Source organism: Mycolicibacter arupensis, from assembly GCF_002086515.1.
GTDB lineage: Bacteria > Actinomycetota > Actinomycetes > Mycobacteriales > Mycobacteriaceae > Mycobacterium > Mycobacterium arupense.
This window is the reverse complement of record NZ_MVHH01000014.1, coordinates 56,374-77,025: the sequence shown is the minus strand read 5'-3', so window position 1 is coordinate 77,025 and position 20,652 is coordinate 56,374. Positions and strand designations below refer to the sequence as shown.

16 protein-coding genes and 1 pseudogene are annotated in these 20,652 nt (G+C 67.9%); 9 read left to right on the top strand and 8 right to left on the bottom strand.

From position 1 onward, the window contains the following. Positions 1-18 precede the first annotated feature (18 nt). The 5 genes from BST15_RS09465 to BST15_RS09445 all read left to right on the top strand — a co-directional run bounded on the left by BST15_RS09465 (position 19) and on the right by BST15_RS09445 (position 5,923). The gene (locus BST15_RS09465; RefSeq protein ID WP_046189839.1) at positions 19-1,215 is read left to right on the top strand and encodes a hypothetical protein; all 1,197 of its coding nucleotides are present in this window, start codon (positions 19-21) and stop codon (positions 1,213-1,215) included. 184 nt (positions 1,216-1,399) lie between these two features. Further along, the gene (gene glyA / locus BST15_RS09460; protein WP_046189838.1) at positions 1,400-2,674 is read left to right on the top strand and encodes a serine hydroxymethyltransferase; all 1,275 of its coding nucleotides are present in this window, start codon (positions 1,400-1,402) and stop codon (positions 2,672-2,674) included. Positions 2,675-2,735: 61 nt separating this feature from the next. Continuing rightward, complete coding sequence (locus BST15_RS09455) at positions 2,736-3,563, top strand: acyl-ACP desaturase (protein WP_046189837.1); 828 nt, start codon at positions 2,736-2,738, stop codon at positions 3,561-3,563. Between the two features lie 184 nt (positions 3,564-3,747). After that, entirely contained in the window at positions 3,748-5,055 is a 1,308-nt protein-coding gene (locus BST15_RS09450; protein ID WP_046189836.1) for a PhoH family protein, read from the top strand. 61 nt (positions 5,056-5,116) lie between these two features. Continuing rightward, positions 5,117-5,923: a polysaccharide deacetylase family protein gene (locus BST15_RS09445; RefSeq protein ID WP_409366550.1), complete on the top strand. Its 807-nt coding sequence runs from the start codon at positions 5,117-5,119 to the stop codon at positions 5,921-5,923. A 2-nt stretch (positions 5,924-5,925) separates the two neighbouring features. On the opposite strand, the gene BST15_RS09440 is transcribed toward BST15_RS09445, so the two are convergent. Continuing rightward, complete coding sequence (locus tag BST15_RS09440) at positions 5,926-6,528, bottom strand: hypothetical protein (protein WP_131701162.1); 603 nt, start codon at positions 6,526-6,528, stop codon at positions 5,926-5,928. 162 nt (positions 6,529-6,690) lie between these two features. Between BST15_RS09440 and BST15_RS09435 the strand changes: the two genes are divergently transcribed. Both BST15_RS09435 and BST15_RS09430 read left to right on the top strand, forming a co-directional pair. Further along, positions 6,691-7,647 carry an oxygenase MpaB family protein gene (locus BST15_RS09435; RefSeq protein ID WP_046189833.1) on the top strand — a complete coding sequence of 319 codons (957 nt, stop codon included), beginning with the start codon at positions 6,691-6,693 and terminating at the stop codon, positions 7,645-7,647. Between the two features lie 7 nt (positions 7,648-7,654). After that, positions 7,655-8,242: a TetR/AcrR family transcriptional regulator gene (locus BST15_RS09430; protein ID WP_046189832.1), complete on the top strand. Its 588-nt coding sequence runs from the start codon at positions 7,655-7,657 to the stop codon at positions 8,240-8,242. Here the strand turns inward: BST15_RS09430 and BST15_RS09425 are convergent. From BST15_RS09425 to glpX, 3 genes are read right to left on the bottom strand one after another with little or no spacing between them, the layout of a single operon-like run. Continuing rightward, positions 8,199-9,548 (bottom strand): MFS transporter, encoded by a 1,350-nt coding sequence (locus tag BST15_RS09425; protein ID WP_046189831.1) that lies wholly within the window; start codon positions 9,546-9,548, stop codon positions 8,199-8,201. The genes BST15_RS09430 and BST15_RS09425 overlap by 44 nt on opposite strands. Positions 9,549-9,561: 13 nt before the next feature. After that, positions 9,562-10,956 (bottom strand): class II fumarate hydratase, encoded by a 1,395-nt coding sequence (locus tag BST15_RS09420; RefSeq protein WP_046189830.1) that lies wholly within the window; start codon positions 10,954-10,956, stop codon positions 9,562-9,564. Between the two features lie 25 nt (positions 10,957-10,981). Beyond that, positions 10,982-12,013 carry a class II fructose-bisphosphatase gene (gene glpX / locus BST15_RS09415; RefSeq protein WP_188108863.1) on the bottom strand — a complete coding sequence of 344 codons (1,032 nt, stop codon included), beginning with the start codon at positions 12,011-12,013 and terminating at the stop codon, positions 10,982-10,984. A gap of 65 nt (positions 12,014-12,078) precedes the next feature. Here glpX and BST15_RS09410 point away from each other — a divergent pair, with 65 nt between their 5' ends. Further along, positions 12,079-12,708, top strand: a complete 630-nt coding sequence (locus tag BST15_RS09410) for a DUF4245 domain-containing protein (RefSeq protein WP_046189829.1) — start codon at positions 12,079-12,081, stop codon at positions 12,706-12,708. An 18-nt stretch (positions 12,709-12,726) separates the two neighbouring features. Here BST15_RS09410 and BST15_RS09405 read toward each other — a convergent pair whose 3' ends face one another. Together BST15_RS09405 and BST15_RS09400 are read right to left on the bottom strand one after the other, a co-directional pair. Then, complete coding sequence (locus BST15_RS09405; protein ID WP_046189828.1) at positions 12,727-13,866, bottom strand: AI-2E family transporter; 1,140 nt, start codon at positions 13,864-13,866, stop codon at positions 12,727-12,729. Continuing rightward, complete coding sequence (locus BST15_RS09400) at positions 13,863-14,903, bottom strand: NAD-dependent epimerase/dehydratase family protein (RefSeq protein WP_083070907.1); 1,041 nt, start codon at positions 14,901-14,903, stop codon at positions 13,863-13,865. Before BST15_RS09400 ends, BST15_RS09405 begins: the two co-directional genes overlap by 4 nt. Before the next feature lie 139 nt (positions 14,904-15,042). On the opposite strand from BST15_RS09400, the pseudogene BST15_RS23255 reads away from it, so the two are divergent. Continuing rightward, positions 15,043-16,254: pseudogene (locus BST15_RS23255) on the top strand (adenylate/guanylate cyclase domain-containing protein); the annotation flags it as partial. A gap of 1,117 nt (positions 16,255-17,371) precedes the next feature. On the opposite strand, the gene BST15_RS23250 reads toward BST15_RS23255, so the two are convergent. Both BST15_RS23250 and BST15_RS09385 read right to left on the bottom strand, forming a co-directional pair. Beyond that, entirely contained in the window at positions 17,372-19,441 is a 2,070-nt protein-coding gene (locus BST15_RS23250; protein ID WP_052751327.1) for an adenylate/guanylate cyclase domain-containing protein, read from the bottom strand. A 59-nt stretch (positions 19,442-19,500) separates the two neighbouring features. After that, positions 19,501-20,610, bottom strand: a complete 1,110-nt coding sequence (locus BST15_RS09385) for a 3-beta-hydroxysteroid dehydrogenase (protein ID WP_046189826.1) — start codon at positions 20,608-20,610, stop codon at positions 19,501-19,503. Positions 20,611-20,652: the final 42 nt, after the last annotated feature.

Here is a 20,652-nt window from a genome sequence, read left to right as displayed (position 1 = left end):
CCACTAGCCTGATCGGGTATGGAGCCCGCCGCTTTGATCCGCGAATACCTGTTGCTCGGTCTGCGCTTCGACCGGATCGAGCAGGGGTACGTCGACGCCTTCACCGGCGACCCGGCGCTGCAACGACTTGTTGCCGATGAGCCGGTGCCGGACCCGTCGGCGCTGGCCCGCGAGGCCGACCGGCTGGCCGCGGCGCTGCCCGGCGGACTGGATCCCGAACGCGCCGAATACCTACGCGTGCACCTGCGCGCGTTGGCGTGCGCCGGTCGCAAGTTCGCGGGGGAGCAGGTCGGTTTCGTCGAGGAGGTACGCGAGTACTTCGACGTCGACATCGTCAAAGGTGACACCGACCGTTACCGCCAGGCCCATGCCCGCCTGGATGAGGCGTTGGGGGGTACCGGCCCACTGGTCGAGCGCATGACCGCCTACCGCCAGGCCGAGGAGATTCCGCCGGAGCGGCTCGAAGCGGCCATCCACGCGTTCTCCTCGGCCCTGCGTGACCGGGTGCGGGTGCACTTCCCGCTGCCGGAGACCGAGCTGATCACCTACGAGGTGGTGACCGACAAGCCGTGGTCGGGGTTCAACTACTACCGCGGCGACTACCGCTCCACGGTGGCGGTCAACGCCGACCTCAAGCAGCTCATGTCGAACCTGCCGAGACTGGTGGCCCACGAGTCCTATCCGGGCCATCACACCGAGCACTGCCGCAAGGAGGCCGGGCTGGTCGAGAAGCTGGGTCAGGCCGAGCAGACCATCTTCCTGGTCAACACCCCCCAGTGCCTGATGGCGGAGGGGCTGGCTGATCTGGCGCTGTATGCCGTGGTTGGGCCAGGTTGGGGTGCCTGGGCCGCGGAGATCTATGCCGACCTGGGCCTGAACTTCGACGGAGAGCGGGCCGAAGCGGTGTCCGAGGCCGCCGCGGCCCTGGCCGACGTGCGCCAGGACGCGGCGCTCATGCTGCACGACGAACACCGCGACGCCGAGGAGGTGATCGATTACCTGCGCCGGTGGCTGCTGGTCACCGACGACCGGGCCCGGCAGAGCCTGCGGTTCCTGTCCTCGCCGCTGTGGCGGGCCTATACCTCGACCTACGTGGAGGGCTACCGGCTGCTGCGCGGCTGGCTGGATGCCGCGCCCGCGGGGGTGAGCCGCACCGAGCGATTCCGCCGGCTGCTCGATGAACCGCTGACGCCGTCGGCGTTGCGGGCCGACTGACGGGCTTCGGCGCTCCGCCGGGCCCCCGAGTGTGCGGTTTTACACACCGGACCTCGTGGTTTGCGAATAAATCCGCACACTGGGCGAACGGGCGGCGATCGCTGGCCTGCGGCAATCGGGTGAAGGTCCGCGTGCCAGACTGGAGGGCGTGACTGCTGCACCGAACACCCGCCCCGCATCCACTATGTCGACGCCGTTGGCCGAACTCGACCCCGACATCGCCGAACTGCTCGGCAAGGAGCTGGGGCGTCAGCGCGACACGCTGGAGATGATCGCCTCGGAGAACTTCGTGCCGCGGGCGGTGCTGCAGGCGCAGGGCAGCGTACTGACCAACAAGTACGCCGAGGGCCTGCCGGGCCGGCGTTACTACGGTGGCTGCGAGCACGTCGACGTGGTGGAGAACATCGCCCGTGACCGCGCCAAGGCGCTGTTCGGCGCAGATTTCGCCAACGTCCAGCCGCACTCGGGCGCCCAGGCCAATGCCGCGGTGCTGCAGGCGCTGATGGAGCCCGGCGACCGGCTGCTGGGCCTGGATCTGGCCAACGGCGGACACCTGACCCACGGCATGCGCCTGAACTTCTCCGGAAAGCTCTACGAGAACGCTTTCTACGGCGTCGACGCTGTCACTCACCGGATCGACATGGATGTGGTGCGGGCACAGGCATTGGAGTTCAAGCCGAAGGTGATCATCGCCGGCTGGTCGGCTTACCCGCGCACCCTGGACTTCGAGGCGTTCCGCTCGATCGCCGACGAGGTCGACGCGACCCTGTGGGTGGACATGGCCCACTTCGCCGGGCTGGTGGCAGCGGGCCTGCACCCCTCACCGGTGCCGCACGCGCAGCTGGTGTCGACCACCGTGCACAAGACCCTGGGCGGTCCGCGCTCCGGGCTGATCATGGGCAAGAAGGAATTCGCCAAGCAGATCAACTCGGCGGTCTTCCCCGGGCAGCAGGGCGGTCCGCTGATGCACGTGATCGCCGCCAAGGCCGTCGCGCTGAAGGTCGCCGGTACGGCCGAGTTCGCCGAGCGTCAGCAGCGGGTGCTCTCCGGCGCGAAGATCATCGCCGAGCGGCTGCTGGCCGCCGACGTGGCCAAGGCCGGCGTCTCGGTGGTCAGTGGCGGCACCGACGTGCACCTGGTGCTCGTCGACCTGCGTGACTCGCCGCTGGACGGTCAGATGGCCGAGGACCTGCTGCACGAGGTCGGCATCACCGTCAACCGCAACGCGGTCCCGAACGACCCGCGGCCGCCGATGGTGACCTCCGGGCTTCGGGTGGGCACTCCGGCGCTGGCAGCCCGTGGCTTCGGGGACACCGAGTTCACCGAGGTCGCCGACATCATCGCCACCGCGCTGGCGGCTGGTTCGGCCGCTGACGTGCCGGCGTTGCGGGCTCGGGTCGCCAAGCTGGCACAGGACTTTCCGCTCTACGACGGCCTGGAGGACTGGAAGCTGGCCTAGCGGGAACACGCCGTGGCCCCGAGTTGACAAGATAGTGTGAATTCGGGTTACAGTTACTTTCATGGCTGAACGTCCCGTTGCTAATGCACTGATCCGCGAGCTGGAGCCGGTGGTCGACGCGAACTTGGTCCGGCACATCGACACGGTGGACCCGTGGTACGCCCACGACTATGTGCCCTTCGAGCAGGGCCAGAACTTCGCCTTCCTGGGCGGCCAGGACTGGGATCCCTCGCAGGTCAGCCTGCCCAAGGTGATCACCGACGCCTGCGAGGTCCTGCTCGTGGAGAAGGACAGCCTGGCCGGCTACCACCGCGAGCTGGTCGAGCACTTCATCCTCGAGGACAAGTGGGCCCGCTGGATCGGCCGGTGGACCGCCGAGGAGCACCTGCACGCCATCGCCCTGCGCGAGTACCTGATCGTGACTCGCGAGATCGACCCGGACGAGAACGAGCGGGTCCGCATGGAGCACGTCCAGAAGGGCTACCGCGCCGACCGCTACAGCCAGGTCGAGACCTTGGTGTTCATGGCCTTCTACGAGCGTGCGTGCGCCGAGTACTGCCGCAACCTCGCCGACAAGCTCGACGAGCCTGTGCTCAAGGGCCTGATCGGCCGGATCGCCGCGGATGAGGAACGGCACGAGGAGTTCTTCGCGAACCTGGTCGTGCACTGCCTGGACTACGTGCACGACGAGACGGTTGCGGCCATCGCGGCTCGTGCCGCCGAGCTCAAGATCGTCGACGCCGACATCGACGGCTACGCCGACCGTCAGCCCGGAATCGCCGAGGCCGGCATCTTCGGGCCCGAGCAGCTGCGCCGGGTGATCTCGGATCGAATCAGCGCGTGGGGCCTGGCCGCACACCCCGACATGAAGGCCTTCGTCGTCAGCTGAAAACTCCGGCGCGCCTGCCCAGCACGCGCCCGCCGACGGGGGTACCGTCGCAATCGATGGCTCGCCTCGCTGTCTCTTCGGCACCACCGGTCGTGATTACGACAGGACCGGCCCCGGTACTGTGCCGTGCCCCCGTCGAATTGCTCGCGCGGGGTCGCGCGTGCCCTCACCGCTGGAGCGCTTAGTGCCTGAAATCCGGACGTACGTGCTCGACACCTCTGTGCTGTTGTCGGACCCCTGGGCTTGCACCCGGTTCGCCGAACACGAAGTTGTCGTCCCATTGGTGGTCATCAGCGAGTTGGAGGCCAAACGCCACCATCACGAGTTGGGCTGGTTCGCGCGCCAGGCGCTGCGGCTCTTCGACGACATGCGACTGGAGCATGGCCGTCTCGATCAGCCCATTCCCGTTGGGACACAGGGCGGCACATTGCACGTCGAGCTCAATCACAGCGACCCTGCTGTGCTACCGACCGGGTTTCGGACCGACAGCAACGACTCGCGCATCCTGACCTGCGCGGCCAATCTGGCCGCCGAGGGCCGCTTGGTGACGCTGGTCAGCAAGGACATCCCGCTGCGGGTCAAGGCCGCCGCGCTGGGCCTGGCCGCCGACGAGTACCACGCCCAGGACGTCGTGGTCTCCGGCTGGACCGGAATGGCCGAGGTGGACGCGGCGGTCGAGGACATCGACGCCCTGTTCGACGAGGGTGAGATCGACCTGGAGGAAGCCCGGGACCTGCCGTGCCACACCGGAATCCGGTTGCTGGGCGGCGGCTCGCATGCTTTGGGCCGGGTCAACGCCGCCAAGCGGGTGCAGCTGGTCCGCGGGGACCGCGAGGCATTCGGCCTGCGTGGACGTTCCGCCGAACAGCGGGTGGCGCTGGACTTGCTGCTCGACGAGTCGGTGGGCATCGTCTCGCTGGGCGGCAAGGCCGGCACCGGCAAGTCGGCGCTGGCGCTGTGCGCCGGCCTGGAAGCGGTCTTGGAGCGCCGCACCCAGCGCAAGGTCGTGGTGTTCCGCCCGCTCTACGCCGTCGGCGGTCAGGAGCTGGGCTACCTGCCCGGCAGTGAGAGCGACAAGATGGGGCCCTGGGCCCAGGCGGTGTTCGACACCTTGGAGGGGCTGGCCAGTCCGGCGGTGCTCGAGGAAGTGCTGTCCCGCGGCATGCTTGAGGTGTTGCCGCTCACCCACATCCGGGGCCGCTCGCTGCACGACTCGTTCGTGATCGTCGACGAGGCGCAGTCGCTGGAACGCAATGTCCTGCTGACCGTGTTGTCGCGACTGGGCACGGGGTCGCGGGTGGTGCTCACCCACGACGTCGCGCAGCGGGACAACCTGCGGGTCGGCCGGCACGACGGCATCGCGGCGGTGATCGAGAAGCTCAAGGGCCACCCGCTTTTCGCCCACATCACCCTGCTGCGCAGTGAGCGGTCGCCGATCGCCGCGCTGGTCACCGAGATGCTCGAGGAGATCAGCGGTCCCGATCTGCACTGAGATCGCCCGGTAGGCTGCCGGGGTGCGGTTAGGAGCAGGGACGGCCGTGGCGGTCGCGGCAGTGCTGATCGGGGCGTGCGCAGCCCCGCCGCACCCGGCAGCAGCCGAACCCGTGGACTGCGCCGTGGCCAAGTGTGTGGCGCTGACCTTCGATGACGGGCCGTCGCCCTATACCGACCGGCTGCTGCAGATCTTGAACGACGCGGGCGCGCGCTCGACGTTCTTCCTGATCGGCAACAAGGTGGCGGCCGACCCGGCGGGAGCCCGGCGGATCTCCGAGGCAGGTATGGAGATCGGCAGTCACACCTGGGAACACCCGAACATGACCACGATTCCCGCCGCCGACGTGCCCGCGCAGTTCTCGAAGGCCACCGACGCGATCCGGGCCGCCACCGGTGTCACCCCCACACTGTGGCGCCCGCCCGGCGGCCTCACCGATGATGCGGTCAATGCGCAGGCCGCGGCGGCCGGGCAGGCCGCCATTCTGTGGGACGTCATCCCGTTCGACTGGATCAACGACGCCGACACCAACGCCACCCGCTACATGCTGATGACTCAGATCAAGCCCGGTTCGGTGGTGCTGTTCCATGACACGTACTCGTCCACCGTCGATCTGGTGTACCAGTTTCTTCCGGTGCTCAAGGCCAATGGCTACCACGTGGTGACGGTCAGCCAGCTGCTCGGCCCGCGCGCACCGGGCAGCGTGTACGGGGGCCGGGAGAACGGCCCACCGGCCAACGACCTGCGCGACATCCCGCCCGCCGACATCCCGGGTCTGCCGGCCACGCCGTCGCCGCCGCCGATGCCGAACCTGCCGATCACCGACATCGCCGGGGCGAATTCGGGGGGACCCAACAACGGGGCGTGAGCCTACGGGATGAGACCGGCCAGAATCCCGCCCAGATCCGGGAGGCTGGCGTCGGGGTCGAATACCGCGCCGACGTCGACCACGGACGTCAGGTCTAGGCCCGATGTCAGGACACCGGGATCGAGCATCGCACTCACGTCGTGGATGAGGCTGCTGGGATCGAACGCCACGGCTGCGTCGGCTGCGGCGGCGAACTGCGGGCTATCGAAGCTGGGCGCGATCTGCGACCACAGATAGGCCAACAGCAATGCCCCCGGGAACACCACGAACAATCCGACGCCCCAGAGCAGTGGACCGATCAGGGGAAGCTCTTCGATTGCTCCGACGAGATCTAGCCAGGCGGCGGACCCGGCGTCGGGATTGAACAGGTCGGCCCAGAACATTTGCCAGAACTCGGGATCGAGTAGCGCCAGGGTCGCCTCGCTTGTCGCCGCGTCAGCCCACGTGCCGCCGACCAGGCCGGCAAGATCACCGGGGACTTCGGCCGCGGCGAGAGCAACGGCGGGCGGGTGCGCAGCGGGTGCGGCTATCGGCGTGACAGAGATCAGACCGCCACCGAGCACGGCGACCCCGGCCGTGACAAAGGGACGCAGTGTTGGTCGCATGGTCAGCTCCTTCGAGCGGTTCCGCCTCATGATGTTGGGAACACAACGACATGCTCGCTCGCCGGAGCCGCGACGGCCTCAGTGGTGCACTACTGCATCTGCGACTCTTGACACTTTGACACAAAAAACTATTCTTTGTGTCAAGCGAGCCGAGGAGGCCACATGACAGCAGTGACCAGCAACGTCACCAGCATTGCCCCGACCGCTCGCATACGGCCCGAGGTCATGGCCCAGTTCCGCCGGCACTCCGGCAGCGTGCTGTCGGGCCTGTTCGGTGCCGCGGCCTTCGACGAGGTGGCGTTGGTGCCGGTGGCCGCCGCGGTCGACAAGACCGGTCGCTTCGAACGCAACTTCACCGACCGCGCGATCCGCAGCGGATTCTCTGCGCTGCTTGCCATCTGGGGTGACGCCGAGGACCGCGCCGCGGAAGGTGAACGCCTCAAGCGGATGCATCGCGACGTGCACGGCCACGGCAAGGGGGAGTTCGCCGACGTCCGCTACAGCGCACTGAACCCACGCCTGTGGAACTGGATCGCGATCAGCGGCATGTTCGTGACGCTCAATTCGTTCACCCCCGTCACCGGAATCGCCTGGAATGACGCCGAACGGGAAGCGGCCTACCAGCAGCTGATCGAGGCTTTTGGGGCCCTTGAGCTGCCCGGCAAATCCGGCAAGTTCCCCGCCACCTATGCCGCGGCCGCCGCCTACTACGACGACATGGTGCACACCGACCTGGCGGCCAACCCCTTCTTGGATCGCGTCACCGCAGGTCTGGGCCGGTTGCCGCTGCCTTCGGCGTTGCCGGCGCCGGTTCGGGCCGCGGCCGCTCCGCTCTGGTCGGTCCTGAGCGCCGGGGCCGGCCGGGTGGTGAAGATCTGCTCGTTCGGGATCATGCACCCGGGCGTGCGGGAGCTGACCGGCTTCCGGTGGGAACCGCGCCACGACGCCGAATTCGCCTTCTACACCCAGCTTGTGCAGATGGCGTGGCGGGTGCTGCCGGATCGGGTGGTGCTGGTGCCGCTGGCGTACAACCGGATGCAGTACGAGAAGCTGGTCAAGATGCACCGCTCGGTCGCGCTGGACTCCTTCGCGCCGCCGGCCGGCTGTCCGATGCGATGACACCCCGATGACGCCGCGACGCAGCACCGCCAGCCCCGCCGAGCAGGAGGAGGCCATCCTCAAAGCGGCCGCCGAGGAAGTCGGTCTGGTGGGGGTGGGGCGCGCGAGCCTTGACGTGATCGCCCGCCAGGCGGGTGTCAGCCGCAGCACGCTCTACCGGCGCTTTCCGACCCGTGACGTGCTGATCACCGAGCTCGGCCGCCGTGCCTTCGACAATGCGATGCTCCAGCTGCGCACCGTGGCGGTGGACTCCGGCCCGCAGAACGCCGCTGTCGCGGCGTTTCGTGCCGGCCTGCGGGTGCTCACCTCCGACCCGGTGGTGCGCAAGCTGCTGCGCCTGGACGCCGGTGTCCCGACGCTGGCCGGGATGTACCAGGAGGTCGAGGTGTTCCTCGACAGCGCATCGCGGGCCATGGCCAAGGCGCTGCGCGCCGCCGGGGCCACCATGCCCGATGACGAGTTGGTGGCCGCCGCCGAAGTGCATGTGCGCCTGGCCGCCTCGATCGCTCAGGTGCCCACGTCGGTGCTCGACCCGGGCGACGAGCAGGCGGTCAGCGCGTACGCGAGAAAGTTTCTGGCCCCGCTGATCTGGTAGTCGCCGGAGCCGCGCCCAGCAGGATCACCACCGCGGCCGACGCCAGCGAAAAGCCGCCCACCACCCACAGCGAGGCGTGGGGACCACCGGTCAGGTCGTTGAGCCATCCGGTGACATAGGGGCCGCCGAAGCCGCTGATGTTGCCCAGCGAATTGATCAGCGCAATACCGCCGGCCGCCGCGGCCCCGGTGAGAAAAGTCGAGGGCAACGCCCAGAAGACCGGCATGGCGCACATGATCGAACACGTGGTCAGTGTGATCGCGACCATCGCCAGATACGGGTTGGCCATGTAGAGCGCCGCGGGGGTGCTCACCCCGCCGATGATCGCCGGGATCGCCACATGCCAGACGCGTTCGCCGGTCCGGTCGGCGTGGCGGGCCCAGAACACCATCACGATCGCCGCGATGGCGTAGGGGATGGCGGTCACCAGGCCACGCCCGATGATGCCCAGATGGCTGCCGTACTGCTGCTGAAACCCCGCGACGATCGTCGGCAGGAAGAACCCGACGGCATACAGCCCGTAGACGATGCCGAAGTAGATGAATGCCAGCGCCAGCATCCGCGGATGGGTGAGCGCCTTGCGCAGCGGCCAGTGCGCAGCGCCCTCCGCCGTCGCCCGCTCCGCCTCCAGCGTGCTCTGCAGCCACTGCCGTTCGTCGGCGTCGAGCCAACGAGCCTGGGCTGGACGGTCGGTCAGGTAGAACCAGCACGCGATCGCCAAGGCCACAGCCGGAAGTCCCTCGACCAGGAACATGAAACGCCACCCGGCCAGCCCGAGAACCCCGTGGCCCCAGTCGATCACCAGTGCCGAGAGCGTGGAACCGACAGCGGTCGACACCGGGACCGCCACCATGAACAGCGATACCGCCCAGGCACGCTGCTTGGCCGGAAACCACAACGTCAGGTACAAGATGATGCCCGGAAAGAAGCCGGCCTCGGTCACCCCGAGCAGGAATCGCAGCACCACCAGGGTGTGCGCGTTGGGCACGAAAGCGATTGCGGTGCTGACCATTCCCCAGGTCAGCATGATCCGGGCCAGCCAGCGCCGGGCGCCGAACCGGTGCAGCGCGATGTTGCTGGGCACTTCCAGGAACAGGTAGCCGAAGAAGAAGATCCCCGACGCGAACCCGAACATGGTTGCGCTCAGGCCCAGCTCGGCATTCATGCCGTTGGGCCCGGCGAACCCGATGTTGACCCGGTCCAGATAGTTGATGAAATAGAGCAGCGCCAGAAACGGGATGAGCCGGCGCGTCACTTTCGTGATCGTCGACCGGCCCAGCTCCGATACGGCGGACTCAGGATTCATCCGCGGCGGCGGGTCAGTCCTTCACCTTGGCCATGGCCAGCACGTCGAGGCGGCGGTCCAACTCTGCCTCCGACAGGTTGTCGCCGATCAAGCCGCGATCGATCACCGTCTGGCGAATGGTCTTGCGCTCCTTGAGGGCCTGCTTGGCCACCGCGGCGGCTTCCTCGTAGCCGATCGCGGAGTTCAGCGGGGTCACGATCGACGGGCTGGACTCGGCCAGCTCGCGCAGGTGCTCTTCGTTGGCCACCAGACCGACGATGCAGCGCTCGGCGAACAGGCGAGAGACGTTGGACAGCAGCGTGAAGGACTCCAGCATGTTGCGGGCCATCATCGGGATGTAGACGTTGAGCTCGAAGGCGCCACTGCCACCGCCCCAGGCGATCGCCGCGTCGTTGCCGATCACCTGGGCCGCCACCTGGGTGACCGCCTCGGGCAGCACGGGATTGACCTTGCCCGGCATGATCGAGCTGCCCGGCTGCAGGTCGGGCAGCTGAATCTCGGCCAGGCCGGTCAGCGGGCCCGAGCCCATCCAGCGGATGTCGTTGGCGATCTTGGTCAGCGACACCGCGATGGTGCGCAACGCGCCGGATGCCTCGACCAGGCCGTCACGCGCCGCCTGTGCCTCGAACGAGTTGGCCGCGGTGCGCAGCTCGGTCAGGCCGGTCTCGGCCACCAGCACCTCGACCACCTTGGCGCCGAAGCCGTCGGGGGCGTTCAGGCCGGTGCCGACGGCGGTGCCGCCGATCGCCAGCTCGCCGAGGCGGGGCAGCGTGGCCTGCACGCGCTCGATACCGGCGGCGATCTGGCGGGCGTAGCCGGAGAACTCCTGGCCCAGCGTGACCGGGACGGCGTCCATCAGGTGGGTGCGGCCCGACTTCACCACGGTGCGCCACTGCGCGGCCTTGTCGGCCAGCGCGTCATGCAGCACCTGCAGCGACGGAATCAGGTGGCGCACCGCGGCCTCGGTGGCCGCGATGTGGGTGGCGGTCGGGAAGGTGTCGTTGGACGACTGCGACATGTTCACGTCGTCGTTGGGGTGCACCGTCACGCCGTTGGCCGCCGCGATCGAGGCGATTACCTCGTTGGTGTTCATGTTCGAGCTCGTGCCCGAGCCGGTCTGGAACACATCGATGGGGAACTGGTCGTCGTGCTTGCCGTCGGCGATCTCGGCGGCGGCGGCCTTGATGGCGGCGGCCTTCTCCGGAGCCAGCAGGCCCAGGTCGGCGTTCACCTGCGCACAGGCGCTCTTGAGCAGGCCGAGCGCCCGGATCTGGGTGCGCTCCAGGCCACGCCCGGAGATGGGGAAGTTCTCCACCGCGCGCTGGGTCTGGGCGCGCCACAAGGCGGTCACCGGCACCCGGACCTCGCCCATGGTGTCGTGTTCGATGCGGTATTCGATCTCGCTCATAGCTTTTCCGGTCCTCGCTTGACGGTCAGGGCAGGGGATAGGCGGCGTGAGAGTCGCCGGTGAAGTCGACGGCCGAGTACTCGTTGAGCTTCGACAGCCGGTGGTAGGCCTCGATCATCCGGACGGTGCCGGACTTGGAGCGCATCACGATCGATTGGGTGGTGCAACCGCCGGGGTAGTAGCGAACACCCTTGAGCAGGTCACCATCGGTGACACCGGTGGCACAGAAGAACACGTTCTCGCCGGAGACCAGGTCCTCGGTGGTCAGCACCGCATCCAGGTCGTAGCCCGCGTCGATGGCCTTCTGCCGCTCGGCGTCATCGGTGGGCGCCAGCTGCGCCTGGATCGCCCCGCCCATGCAGCGGATCGCGGCCGCGGCGATGATCCCCTCCGGGGTCCCGCCGATACCGGCCAGCATGTCGGTGCCCGAGTCCGGCCGGCACGCAGAGATGGCGCCCGCCACGTCGCCGTCGGTGATCAGGCGGATGCGCGCCCCGGTGGCCCGCGCGTCGGCGATCAGCTGGGCGTGCCGGGGCCGGTCCAGGATGCACACCGTCATATCGCGGGCCGTCAGGCCCTTGACCTTGGCGACCGCGGCGATGTTGTCCGCGATCGGCTTGGTGATGTCCAGGACGTCCGCGGCTTCGGGGCCGACGGCGATCTTGTTCATGTAGAACACCGCCGACGGGTCGAACATGGCGCCGCGCTCGGCCACCGCCAGCACCGAGATCGCGTTGGGCATGCCCTTGCTCATCAAGGTGGTGCCGTCGACGGGGTCGACCGCGAAGTCGCAGTCGGGACCGTCGCCGTTGCCCACCTCTTCGCCGTTGTAGAGCATCGGCGCGTGGTCTTTCTCGCCCTCGCCGATCACCACGACGCCGCGCATGGACACCGAGTTCACCAGTTCACGCATCGCGTCGACGGCCGCGCCGTCGCCGCCTTCCTTGTCGCCGCGGCCCACCCAGCGGCCGGAAGCCATGGCTCCTGCCTCGGTCACCCGCACCAGCTCCAAGGCCAGGTTGCGGTCTGGGGCTTCGCGTCGCGTTGGTCCCGTCATGCCAGTCACGGCTGATGATTCTCCCAGAGCCAGATCGGCACTGTTGAGCTGGGATACTGGGTCCCGTGACCACAGAGCCCCAACCGGCGCCCAAGCCCGCCAAACCACGCATCCTGCAGGACTGGCGCGACATGATCTGGTCGCTCATTCCCCTGGTCCTGGCCTGCGTCGCGCTGGCCGGCCTGGCCGGAACCTGCGCTTTTCGGCCCGGTGGGGTCACCGCGGGCCCGGTACCCGCCTATGACGCCACCGCCGCGCTGACCGCGGACGCGCAGACGTTGGGGTTCCCGGTGCGCCTGCCGAAACTGCCCGAGGGCTGGCAACCCAACTCCGGCACCCGAGGCAGCATCACCGACGGGCGCACCGACTCCGCGGGTCAGCGGCTGCGGGCGGTCACCTCGCGGGTCGGCTACATCAGCCCGTCGGGCAGGTACATCAGCCTGACGCAGAGCAACGCCGACGAGGTCCCACTGGTCGCCTCGATCAGTCCCGGGCTGCACCCCACCGGAGCCGAGGACGTCGACGGCACCCGTTGGGTGGTCTACGGGGGCGACGGCGATCCGGTGTGGACCACTCGGCTGGCCGGAAAGTCGGGGGCGGCCCAGCTCGCCATCACCAGCGCCGGTGACCAGGAAACGTTCCGCACTCTGGCGGCCGCCGTGCAGTCCCAGCCGCCGCTGCCGGCAACGCGCTAGGCGCCAAGCGCCGTCCGCTTAGTCCGCGCTGGCCCGAGACAGGAAACGTGGCAGCGGGATTCGCCGGCGTGGCGTGGGATCTTCGTCGGGTCGCTGCATCTCCACCCCGTGGTAGACCGCCAGATACACGTCGATGGTGGTGACGATGATGATCATCAGCACCGGACCGATCACGATGCCCCAGAAGCCGAACATGCTGATTCCGGAGAAGACCGCCAGCAGCATCAGCGCCGAGTTGAGCCGGGCATCACGTGGCACCAGCATGGGGCGCAGGAAGTTGTCGATGTTGGTCACCACGATGAGGTGGAAGAAGAACACGAACAACCCGCCGGGGACGTTGCCGAACAAGGCCATGCCGATGCCGAACGGCATGGTGACGATGCCGCCGCCGAGCGGGATGATCGACAGCGCGGTCAGCAGGATCGCAAAGATGAAGAAGGCCTGGTGAAAGCCGGCGATGTAGATGGATGCGGCGCCGCTGAGCCCCTGGCAGAACGCGATCACGAACTGTCCGCCGACGGTGCCGCGCACCATCGAACCCATCTTGGCCAGGTACAGGTCGGTGGCTTCGGCGCCCAGCGGGTTGAGCCGGCCGATCAGGGTGTGCAGCTCTTCGCGGTGGGTCAGCATCGCCAGGAACACGTACAAGAAGATGATCGCCGAGGTGATCGCGCCGACCACGCCGCCAACGGCGCCCTGCAGCACGTGCAGCAGGAGTTCGCCGCCCTTCTGTGCCACCGTGACCATGGCGTGGCGCAGTGACTCCATGGTCACCTCGACATGCACGAACGGCAGCCGGGCCAACGTGCCGTTGACGAATTTCAGTGCCTTGTCGCCCAGCACGGTGGGGTCGGTGGCCTGCACCCACTCGGCGACTTCACCTGCGGTGCGGGAGATCTGCGCCACCGCCAGGAAAACCGACACACCGACCGGAACGATCACCGCGAACAGCGCTGTCAGCAGCGTGACGGTGGCCGCTAACCCGGTGGGCAGCCGCCGTCCCAGCAGACGAAACAGCGGTGTGAACAGGTAGGCGCCCACCGCGGCCACCACGATCAGCACGAAGTAATCGCGCAGGAAATACGCGCCGAACGCCAGCGCCAGGACGGTGAAGACGGCCAACGCGCGCCGTTGAGTGGGGGTGAATTCGGCGTTCACGGGCGCGGCTCATTCCATTTGTCGGCGATAGCCCGCCAGGGGTCGGCGAACTGCTGTCCACTGCGGTGATAGGGGGCACGGCTTTGTAATACTCTGCGGGCCAACGGCGCCACCATCCGCAGCAGTCCTCGCAGCGCTCCGGCCCGCGTGGCCGTCTCGGCCAGCATGTCCGGCCAGGAGTGATGCTGAAAGCCCAAGGCTTCTTGGGCGCGGCCCGAATCCATCCAGTCGGTGGTGAACCAGTCCTCATCGTGGTCGGGATTGCCGGGCAACCCGGGGGGCAGACCGTTGACCAGCCCCATGGCAGCGGCCACGGTCGGTGCGATGTCGCCCTGAATCTGGCGGTGCGAATCGTCGCCACCGATCAGCAGGGTTTCGCCGCTGACGGGCGCGGTGGTGGCCGCGACGAAAGCGGAAGCGACATCGCGGACATCGACGGTCTGCAGCCTGCCGTCGGTGGGAAGCAACTGCTCGAAATACAGATTGTCGAGCTTCATATAGGCGCCGGGATCGACGGTGATCACCCCGCCCAGTCGCAGGATCACCCAATCCAGCGGTGAGGCGCGCACCAACTGTTCGGCCTGCAGCTTCTGATCGCCATAGACGTCGGCGGGATGCGTCGGGGTATCGGCGGTCAGCACGCCCGAGACCGTGTACGGGTTGCGTGACCCGTACACCGCGATGCTGGAGGCCTGCACGAAGCGGGAGGGGGCGGCGGCGGCCGCCAGCAGATGGCCGGTGGCATCGACATTGACGCGGCGCGCCACGTCACGGCGGGAGTAGATGAACGGCGGTATCACCGCGGCAAGGTGGATGATCGCCGCGGGACGAACGGAGTCGACCAGGCTGGCCACTGCTGCCGCATCGGTCAGATCGGCGTAGCGCACCTGCACCGCCGGCGGCAGGGCTGCGGCCGCCTTACGGTTGGCCGCGTTGTCGAGGTCGGTGGCGACGACGCTGCGACCGTCGGCCGCCAACTGCCGCACCACCGCTGACCCGACAAGGCCGAATGCACCTGTGACCAGAACTGCGTTCATGAGCCTCCTTGGATGTTGATTTTGCATTAAACAAATCAACCGTGTGGCGCTGCGGGCCTATTCTTTTCCGATCGGGTGAAATCCCGGATCGGCGGCGTGACGATGGGCGCGACAATCAGGTGCCAGGGGCAGTGATTCCATGACCACGTGCATCTCGTGCGCCACCGAATTGCAGCGCAGCGCCAAGTTCTGTTCCGAATGCGGCGCATCGGTCGCGGCGCCCGCGCCCGCCGAATACAAGCAAGTCACGGTGTTGTTCGCCGACGTGGTCCATTCGATGGACCTTGCCGCTGAGGTGGGCGCGGAGCGGTTGCGCGAGATCATGGCCGAGCTGTTCGACCGGTGTAACTCCGTGGTGCGGCGGTATGGCGGCCGGGTGGAGAAGTTCATCGGCGACGCGGTCATGGCGGTGTTCGGTGTGCCGCTGGCGTTGGAGGACCACGCGGTGCGGGGATGCCTGGCGGCGTTGGAGATTCAGCAGCAGGCCCAGCAGCTGGCCACGGAGCTGTCCCACGCCGACGGTGTAGACCTGGCGCTGCGGGTGGGACTGAATTCCGGTCAGGTGGTTGCCGGAGAACTCGGCTCGGCCGCGCAGAACTACACGGCTATCGGCGAGGAGGTCGGTTTCGCGCAGCGGATGGAGTCTGTTGCGCCGCCCGGCGGCGTGATGCTCAGCGAATCGACTGCCCGGCTGGTGCACCATGTCGCGGTACTGGGCGAGCCCGAGCTGGCCCGGATCAAGGGCGCCGATGAGCCGGTGCCGGTGCGGCGGCCGCTGGGGATGTCCCCTGAGCGCCGGCACCAGCAGCGTCATGATGCGCTGCTGGTGGGTCGGTCCTGGGAGATGGGGGCGCTGCGGGGCATTTTGGATGAGGCGATCGCGGGCACCGGCTGTGTCGTCGGGGTCGCCGGTCCGCCGGGTATCGGCAAGAGCCGCATCGCCCGCGAAGTCAGTGCCGCAGCTCGCAGTCGCGGTGTTGACGTCTTCGCCGTCTACTGCGAGTCCCATGCGCGCGAGATCCCTTTCCACACCGCGACTTCGCTGCTGCGCACCGCGCTCGGGATCGCCGATCTTGATGATGCGGCGGCGCGAGCTCGAGTCGAGGAGAGCGCTCCTGGCGCGGATCCGGAGGACTTGCTGCTCTTGGAGGATCTGCTCGGAATTCGGGGTGGGGCCGAGTTGTCGGCCATCGACCCCGATGCGCGGCGGCGCCGGGTGACCCGGTTGGTCAACCTGGTCTCGCTGGCACGTACCACCCCCGCGGTCTACGTGATCGAGGACGCGCATTGGATCGATGAGGTCAGCGACGCACTGCTGGCGGACCTGCTGAGCGTGACCTCGCAGACCCCCTCGCTGGTGCTGGTCACCTACCGGCCCGAATACCACGGGGCGCTGAGCCGCACGGCGAGCTCGCACACCATCAACCTGGGGCCGCTGAGTGCATCCCAGACCGCCCAACTTGCCGTGGATCTGGTCGGCTCAGACCCGTCGGCGGCGCCCCTGCGCGAACGGCTGGCCGAGAGGGCCGCGGGCAACCCGCTCTTTGCCGAGGAGATGGTGCGCGACCTGGCCGAACGCGGTGTGCTGACCGGCTCGCCCGGAAACTATTCCTGCGCGGTCGATCACGCCGATCTCGTGGTGCCGGCAACGGTGCAGGCCACCATCGCCTCCCGCATCGACCGGCTCGACCCGGCGGTTAAGCGGACCCTGCAGGCCGCCGCGGTGATCGGGCTGCGGTTCGACGCCGACCAGTTGGCGTTGCTCGATGGCCAGGCCCGGGTGGAGCCCCTGCTCGCCGCGGAACTCATCGATCGAGTCAGGCTCGCCCCGCGCGCCGAATATGCGTTTCACCACCCGCTGATCCGCATCGTCGCCTATGAATCCCAGCTCAAGGCCAAACGCGCCGCGCTGCATCGGCAGTTGGCCGCCGCGATCGAAGAACACCACGCCGATGCCCTCGATGAGAATGCCGCGTTGATCGCCGAGCATCTCGAGGCGGCTGATGATCTGCCGGCAGCATTCGGCTGGCACATGCGCGCCGGGGCGTGGGCGCAGAACCGCGATATTCGCGCCGCGCGCCTGAGCTGGGAACGCGCCCGAGCGGTCGCCGACCGGTTGCCCATCAACCACCCTGGCCGATCTGCCATGCGTATCTCCCCGCGAACCCTGTTGTGCGGCAGCACCTCGTGGGTCAGCGGCACGGTCGCCGACACCGGATTCGATGAACTGCGCGAACTGTGCACGGCGGCCGGCGATCAGGTATCGCTGGCAATCGGCATGGCAGGGCTGATGACGACCCTGATCTTCCACAGTCGCTACGTGGACGCGTCCCGGGTGGCCTCGGATTGCGTCCGCCTGCTGGAGTCCATCGGGGACCCGGACCTCATGGTGGCGCTGGCGATCGCGCCGGGCAACATCAAGGTCCAGGCCGGCGAGGCGGTCGAGTGTCTGCGGTTGGCCGAACGCATCATCGAGCTGGCGCGATACGCATCGACAATTGGTCCGGGGAGTCGGCCGGCATGGCGTCGGCGATCCGCCGTGCCCGCTCCCAGCTGCCTCGCGCGGCGACCAGGTCCCGATTGGTGGACCAGGCGCCGGCACGCATGTGCCAGGAATATGCCGCGTGCAGGTCACCTGCCGCCTGCAGATGTTCGGCGATCAGTGCCGCGTTGTCGTCCACCGATGCGGGGGCGCCCTGCTCGATGGCGGCGGCGAGTTTCCGGTGCCAGTTGGCCCGATCCGATCTGAGTTGCGATTCGTAGGCCACCGCGCGAATCAACGGATGCCGAAACGCGTATTCGGCGCCGGGGGTGAATCGGACCTGATCGATCAGCTCGGCGTGCAGCAGGTCATCGAGATCGGGATCGACGCCCAGTGCGGGCAGTAGTTGGGCGTCGAAGCGGGCACCGATCACCGCGGCCGCGCTCAATGTTCGTTTTGCTCTGCCGGGGAGCTTGTCGATGCGGGCCTCGATGGTCGCCTGCACCGTGGCGGGCACCGTGACATCGGTGGCCGCACTGTGGCAGAGGTAGCGGCCGTGTTCGCCCGTCAACGTCCCGCGCTGGGCCAGCTCGCGCACCATCTCTTCGGCGAAGAACGGATTTCCGGCTGCCCGCCCAGCGATGATCGCCGCCAGCTCGGTCACCGAGGGATGCGGTCCAAGCAGTTGCCCCATCAGTGACGTGATGTCCGAATCATCGAGTGGGGCAAGAACTATGCGCTGGGTGGAGGGCAACTGCGTCAGCGCTCCGCGGTACTCGGGTCGATAGGTGATCAGCGCCATCGATGAGGTGTGGGAGACCACCGCCAGAAAATCGGCGATCAGTGACTCGCTGACGACGTCCATCCAGTGGGTGTCCTCGATGACGAACAGCGTGGGTTCGGTGCGGGCCAAGGACGCGGCATTGATCAGCGCGGTCAGCTTGCTGCGGCGGGTGTCGGGCTCCCAATAGGGTAGTTCGGTGTCCGCGTCGGCGATGCCCAACACGTCATCGAGCAGCAGCAGGTCTTGGGGATCGGTATGGCGAACCCGTTCGCGCACCCGCCTGCGGGCGTCCTCGCCGCGCTGATCGGCCACGCCGATGCTGGCCCGCAGCAGCGTCGAGACCGCGTGGAACGGCAGGTCGCTGGCGTGTGACTCGCAGAAGGTCCACACCACGTCGATTCCGCGGGCTGCCGCGGCCGCAGCAGCCTCCCGGGCCATCCGGCTTTTGCCGATGCCCGGTGCCCCCACCACGGTGGCCACACCGCCGCGCCCCTCGATCGCACGATCCAGCATCGCCTCCACGGCGGCCAGCTCCCCGCGCCTGCCGATCAGAACCGACTCGGCGCGCCGGACCGCGCGACGCCGCTCGGCCATGCCCAACAGCTGGCGGGCGGGCACGCGTTGTTCGGTGCCCTTGATCTGCACCAGTTCGACCGCCCCCAGCGATGCCGTGCCGTCGACGAGCCTGGCCGTCGAAGCGCTGAGCATGATCCCGCCCGGCGGGGCGACCGACTCCATCCGCTGGGCCATGCCGACTTGCTCGCCCACGGCTGCGTAGCCGAACTGTCCCGAGCCGATCCCGCCCGCGATCACCTCGCCGGAGTTCAGCCCGACCCGCAACCGCAGTTCGATGCCGTCCTGCCGGCCGACGTCGGCGCCGACGCCGGCCGCCTCCTGCTGAACCTCCAGGGCCGCCAGGCAGGCCCGCGCGGCGTGATCTTCCAGGGCGATAGGGGCACCGAACACCGCCATGATCCCGTCGCCGGTCCACTGGGTGATCGTGGCGCCGTAGCGGCGCACCACTGCCGCGCAGCGGTCGGCGAGGGCCGCCATGATCTCGCGCAGGCGCTCGGCACCCACCGTCGTGGCGATCTCCATCGAATGCACCACGTCGGCGAAGAGCACCGTCACCTGTTTGTATTCGGCCGGTGAAGGGGCAGCCACAGCGGGCGTCCCACACTCGTGGCAGAACTTGAAGTTCGTGGGCAGCCGCGTGCCGCAGGAGCCGCACACCAGGGCCGGCAGCTCCGGGGGCGGCCCCACGCCGTTCACGTGGCTATCGTGTCACCGTTGGCCCACGGCTGGATAGCGCCTTTCGCGAAGAGGCGGCGCTACTCCGGATGCGGCTCGGCGACCACGGTCGCCAGGTGCGGATGCGCTTCGGCCTTGACCTGTTCGAAAAGCTTCTTGTAGTACGGCAGGCAATCGGCCATGGCCTGCTCGGTGGTGAACAGCGGCTGGTAACCGAGGTCGCGTCCGGCCTTGTCGATCGAGAAGTAGTTGTCCAGGTAGAGCCGTTCCACCGGGCCGGGCTCCAGCGGCGGCTTGGGCAGCCCGAACCGGAAGTGCAGCCACTGCCACACCGCCATGATGTCGCGAACCATCCGGCCGGAAACCCGGATCCGGGGCCAGGGCTCACCGCACGCCGTCACCACCGGGCGGGCGAACTCGAACATGTTGATCGGTTCACCGTCGTTGATGAAGTAGGCCTGGCCGGGCGCCGAGCCGCCGGGCACCAGATGCTGCGCGGCCAGGATGAAACCGTGGATCAGGTTGTGCACGTAGGAGTTGTCCAGCTTGGCGTGTTTGCCGCCGACCAGGACCTTCACCTGACCGGCGACCACTCTTTCGAACAGGATGCGGAACATGGTCTGGTCACCGTTGCCCCAGATCCCCGAGGGGCGGATGGAGCAGGTCAACATCCCGTCCACACCGTTCTCACCCAGAACGAACTTCTCGGCCACCACCTTGGTCTCGGTGTAGAGGTCGTTGAACTTGGTGGTGTAGGCCATGGTCTCGTTACCGCCCGAGATGGCCTTGCCGCCCATCACCACGCTGTTGGATGCGGTGTAGACGAACCGCTTCACCCCGGCCCGTTGCCCGGCCTGGACCAGGTTCTTGGTGCCGTCGACATTGACCGCGAAGCTGCGGCGGCGGATCTCGTCGGTGACCTTTGCGCCGCCCTGCAGATCGATCAGCGCGGCGGTGTGGAACACCGTGTCGATACCGGCGACCGCCGCCGCCACCGTCGCCGGGTCGCAGATGTCGCCCTCGAGCTTCTCCAGGTTGGGGTGGTCGGGCAACGACGACGGTGCGCGGTCGAAGGACCGTACCTGGTAGCCCCGCTCCAGCAGGGTCTTCACGAAATTGGTTCCGACGAATCCGGAGCCTCCGGTGACCAGTACCCGGCCCAGTTCAGTAGTCAGTGATGGATCACCCATCGGGCGAGCATAACTGAACGTGTTTCAGTTCTTGTGTTCGAA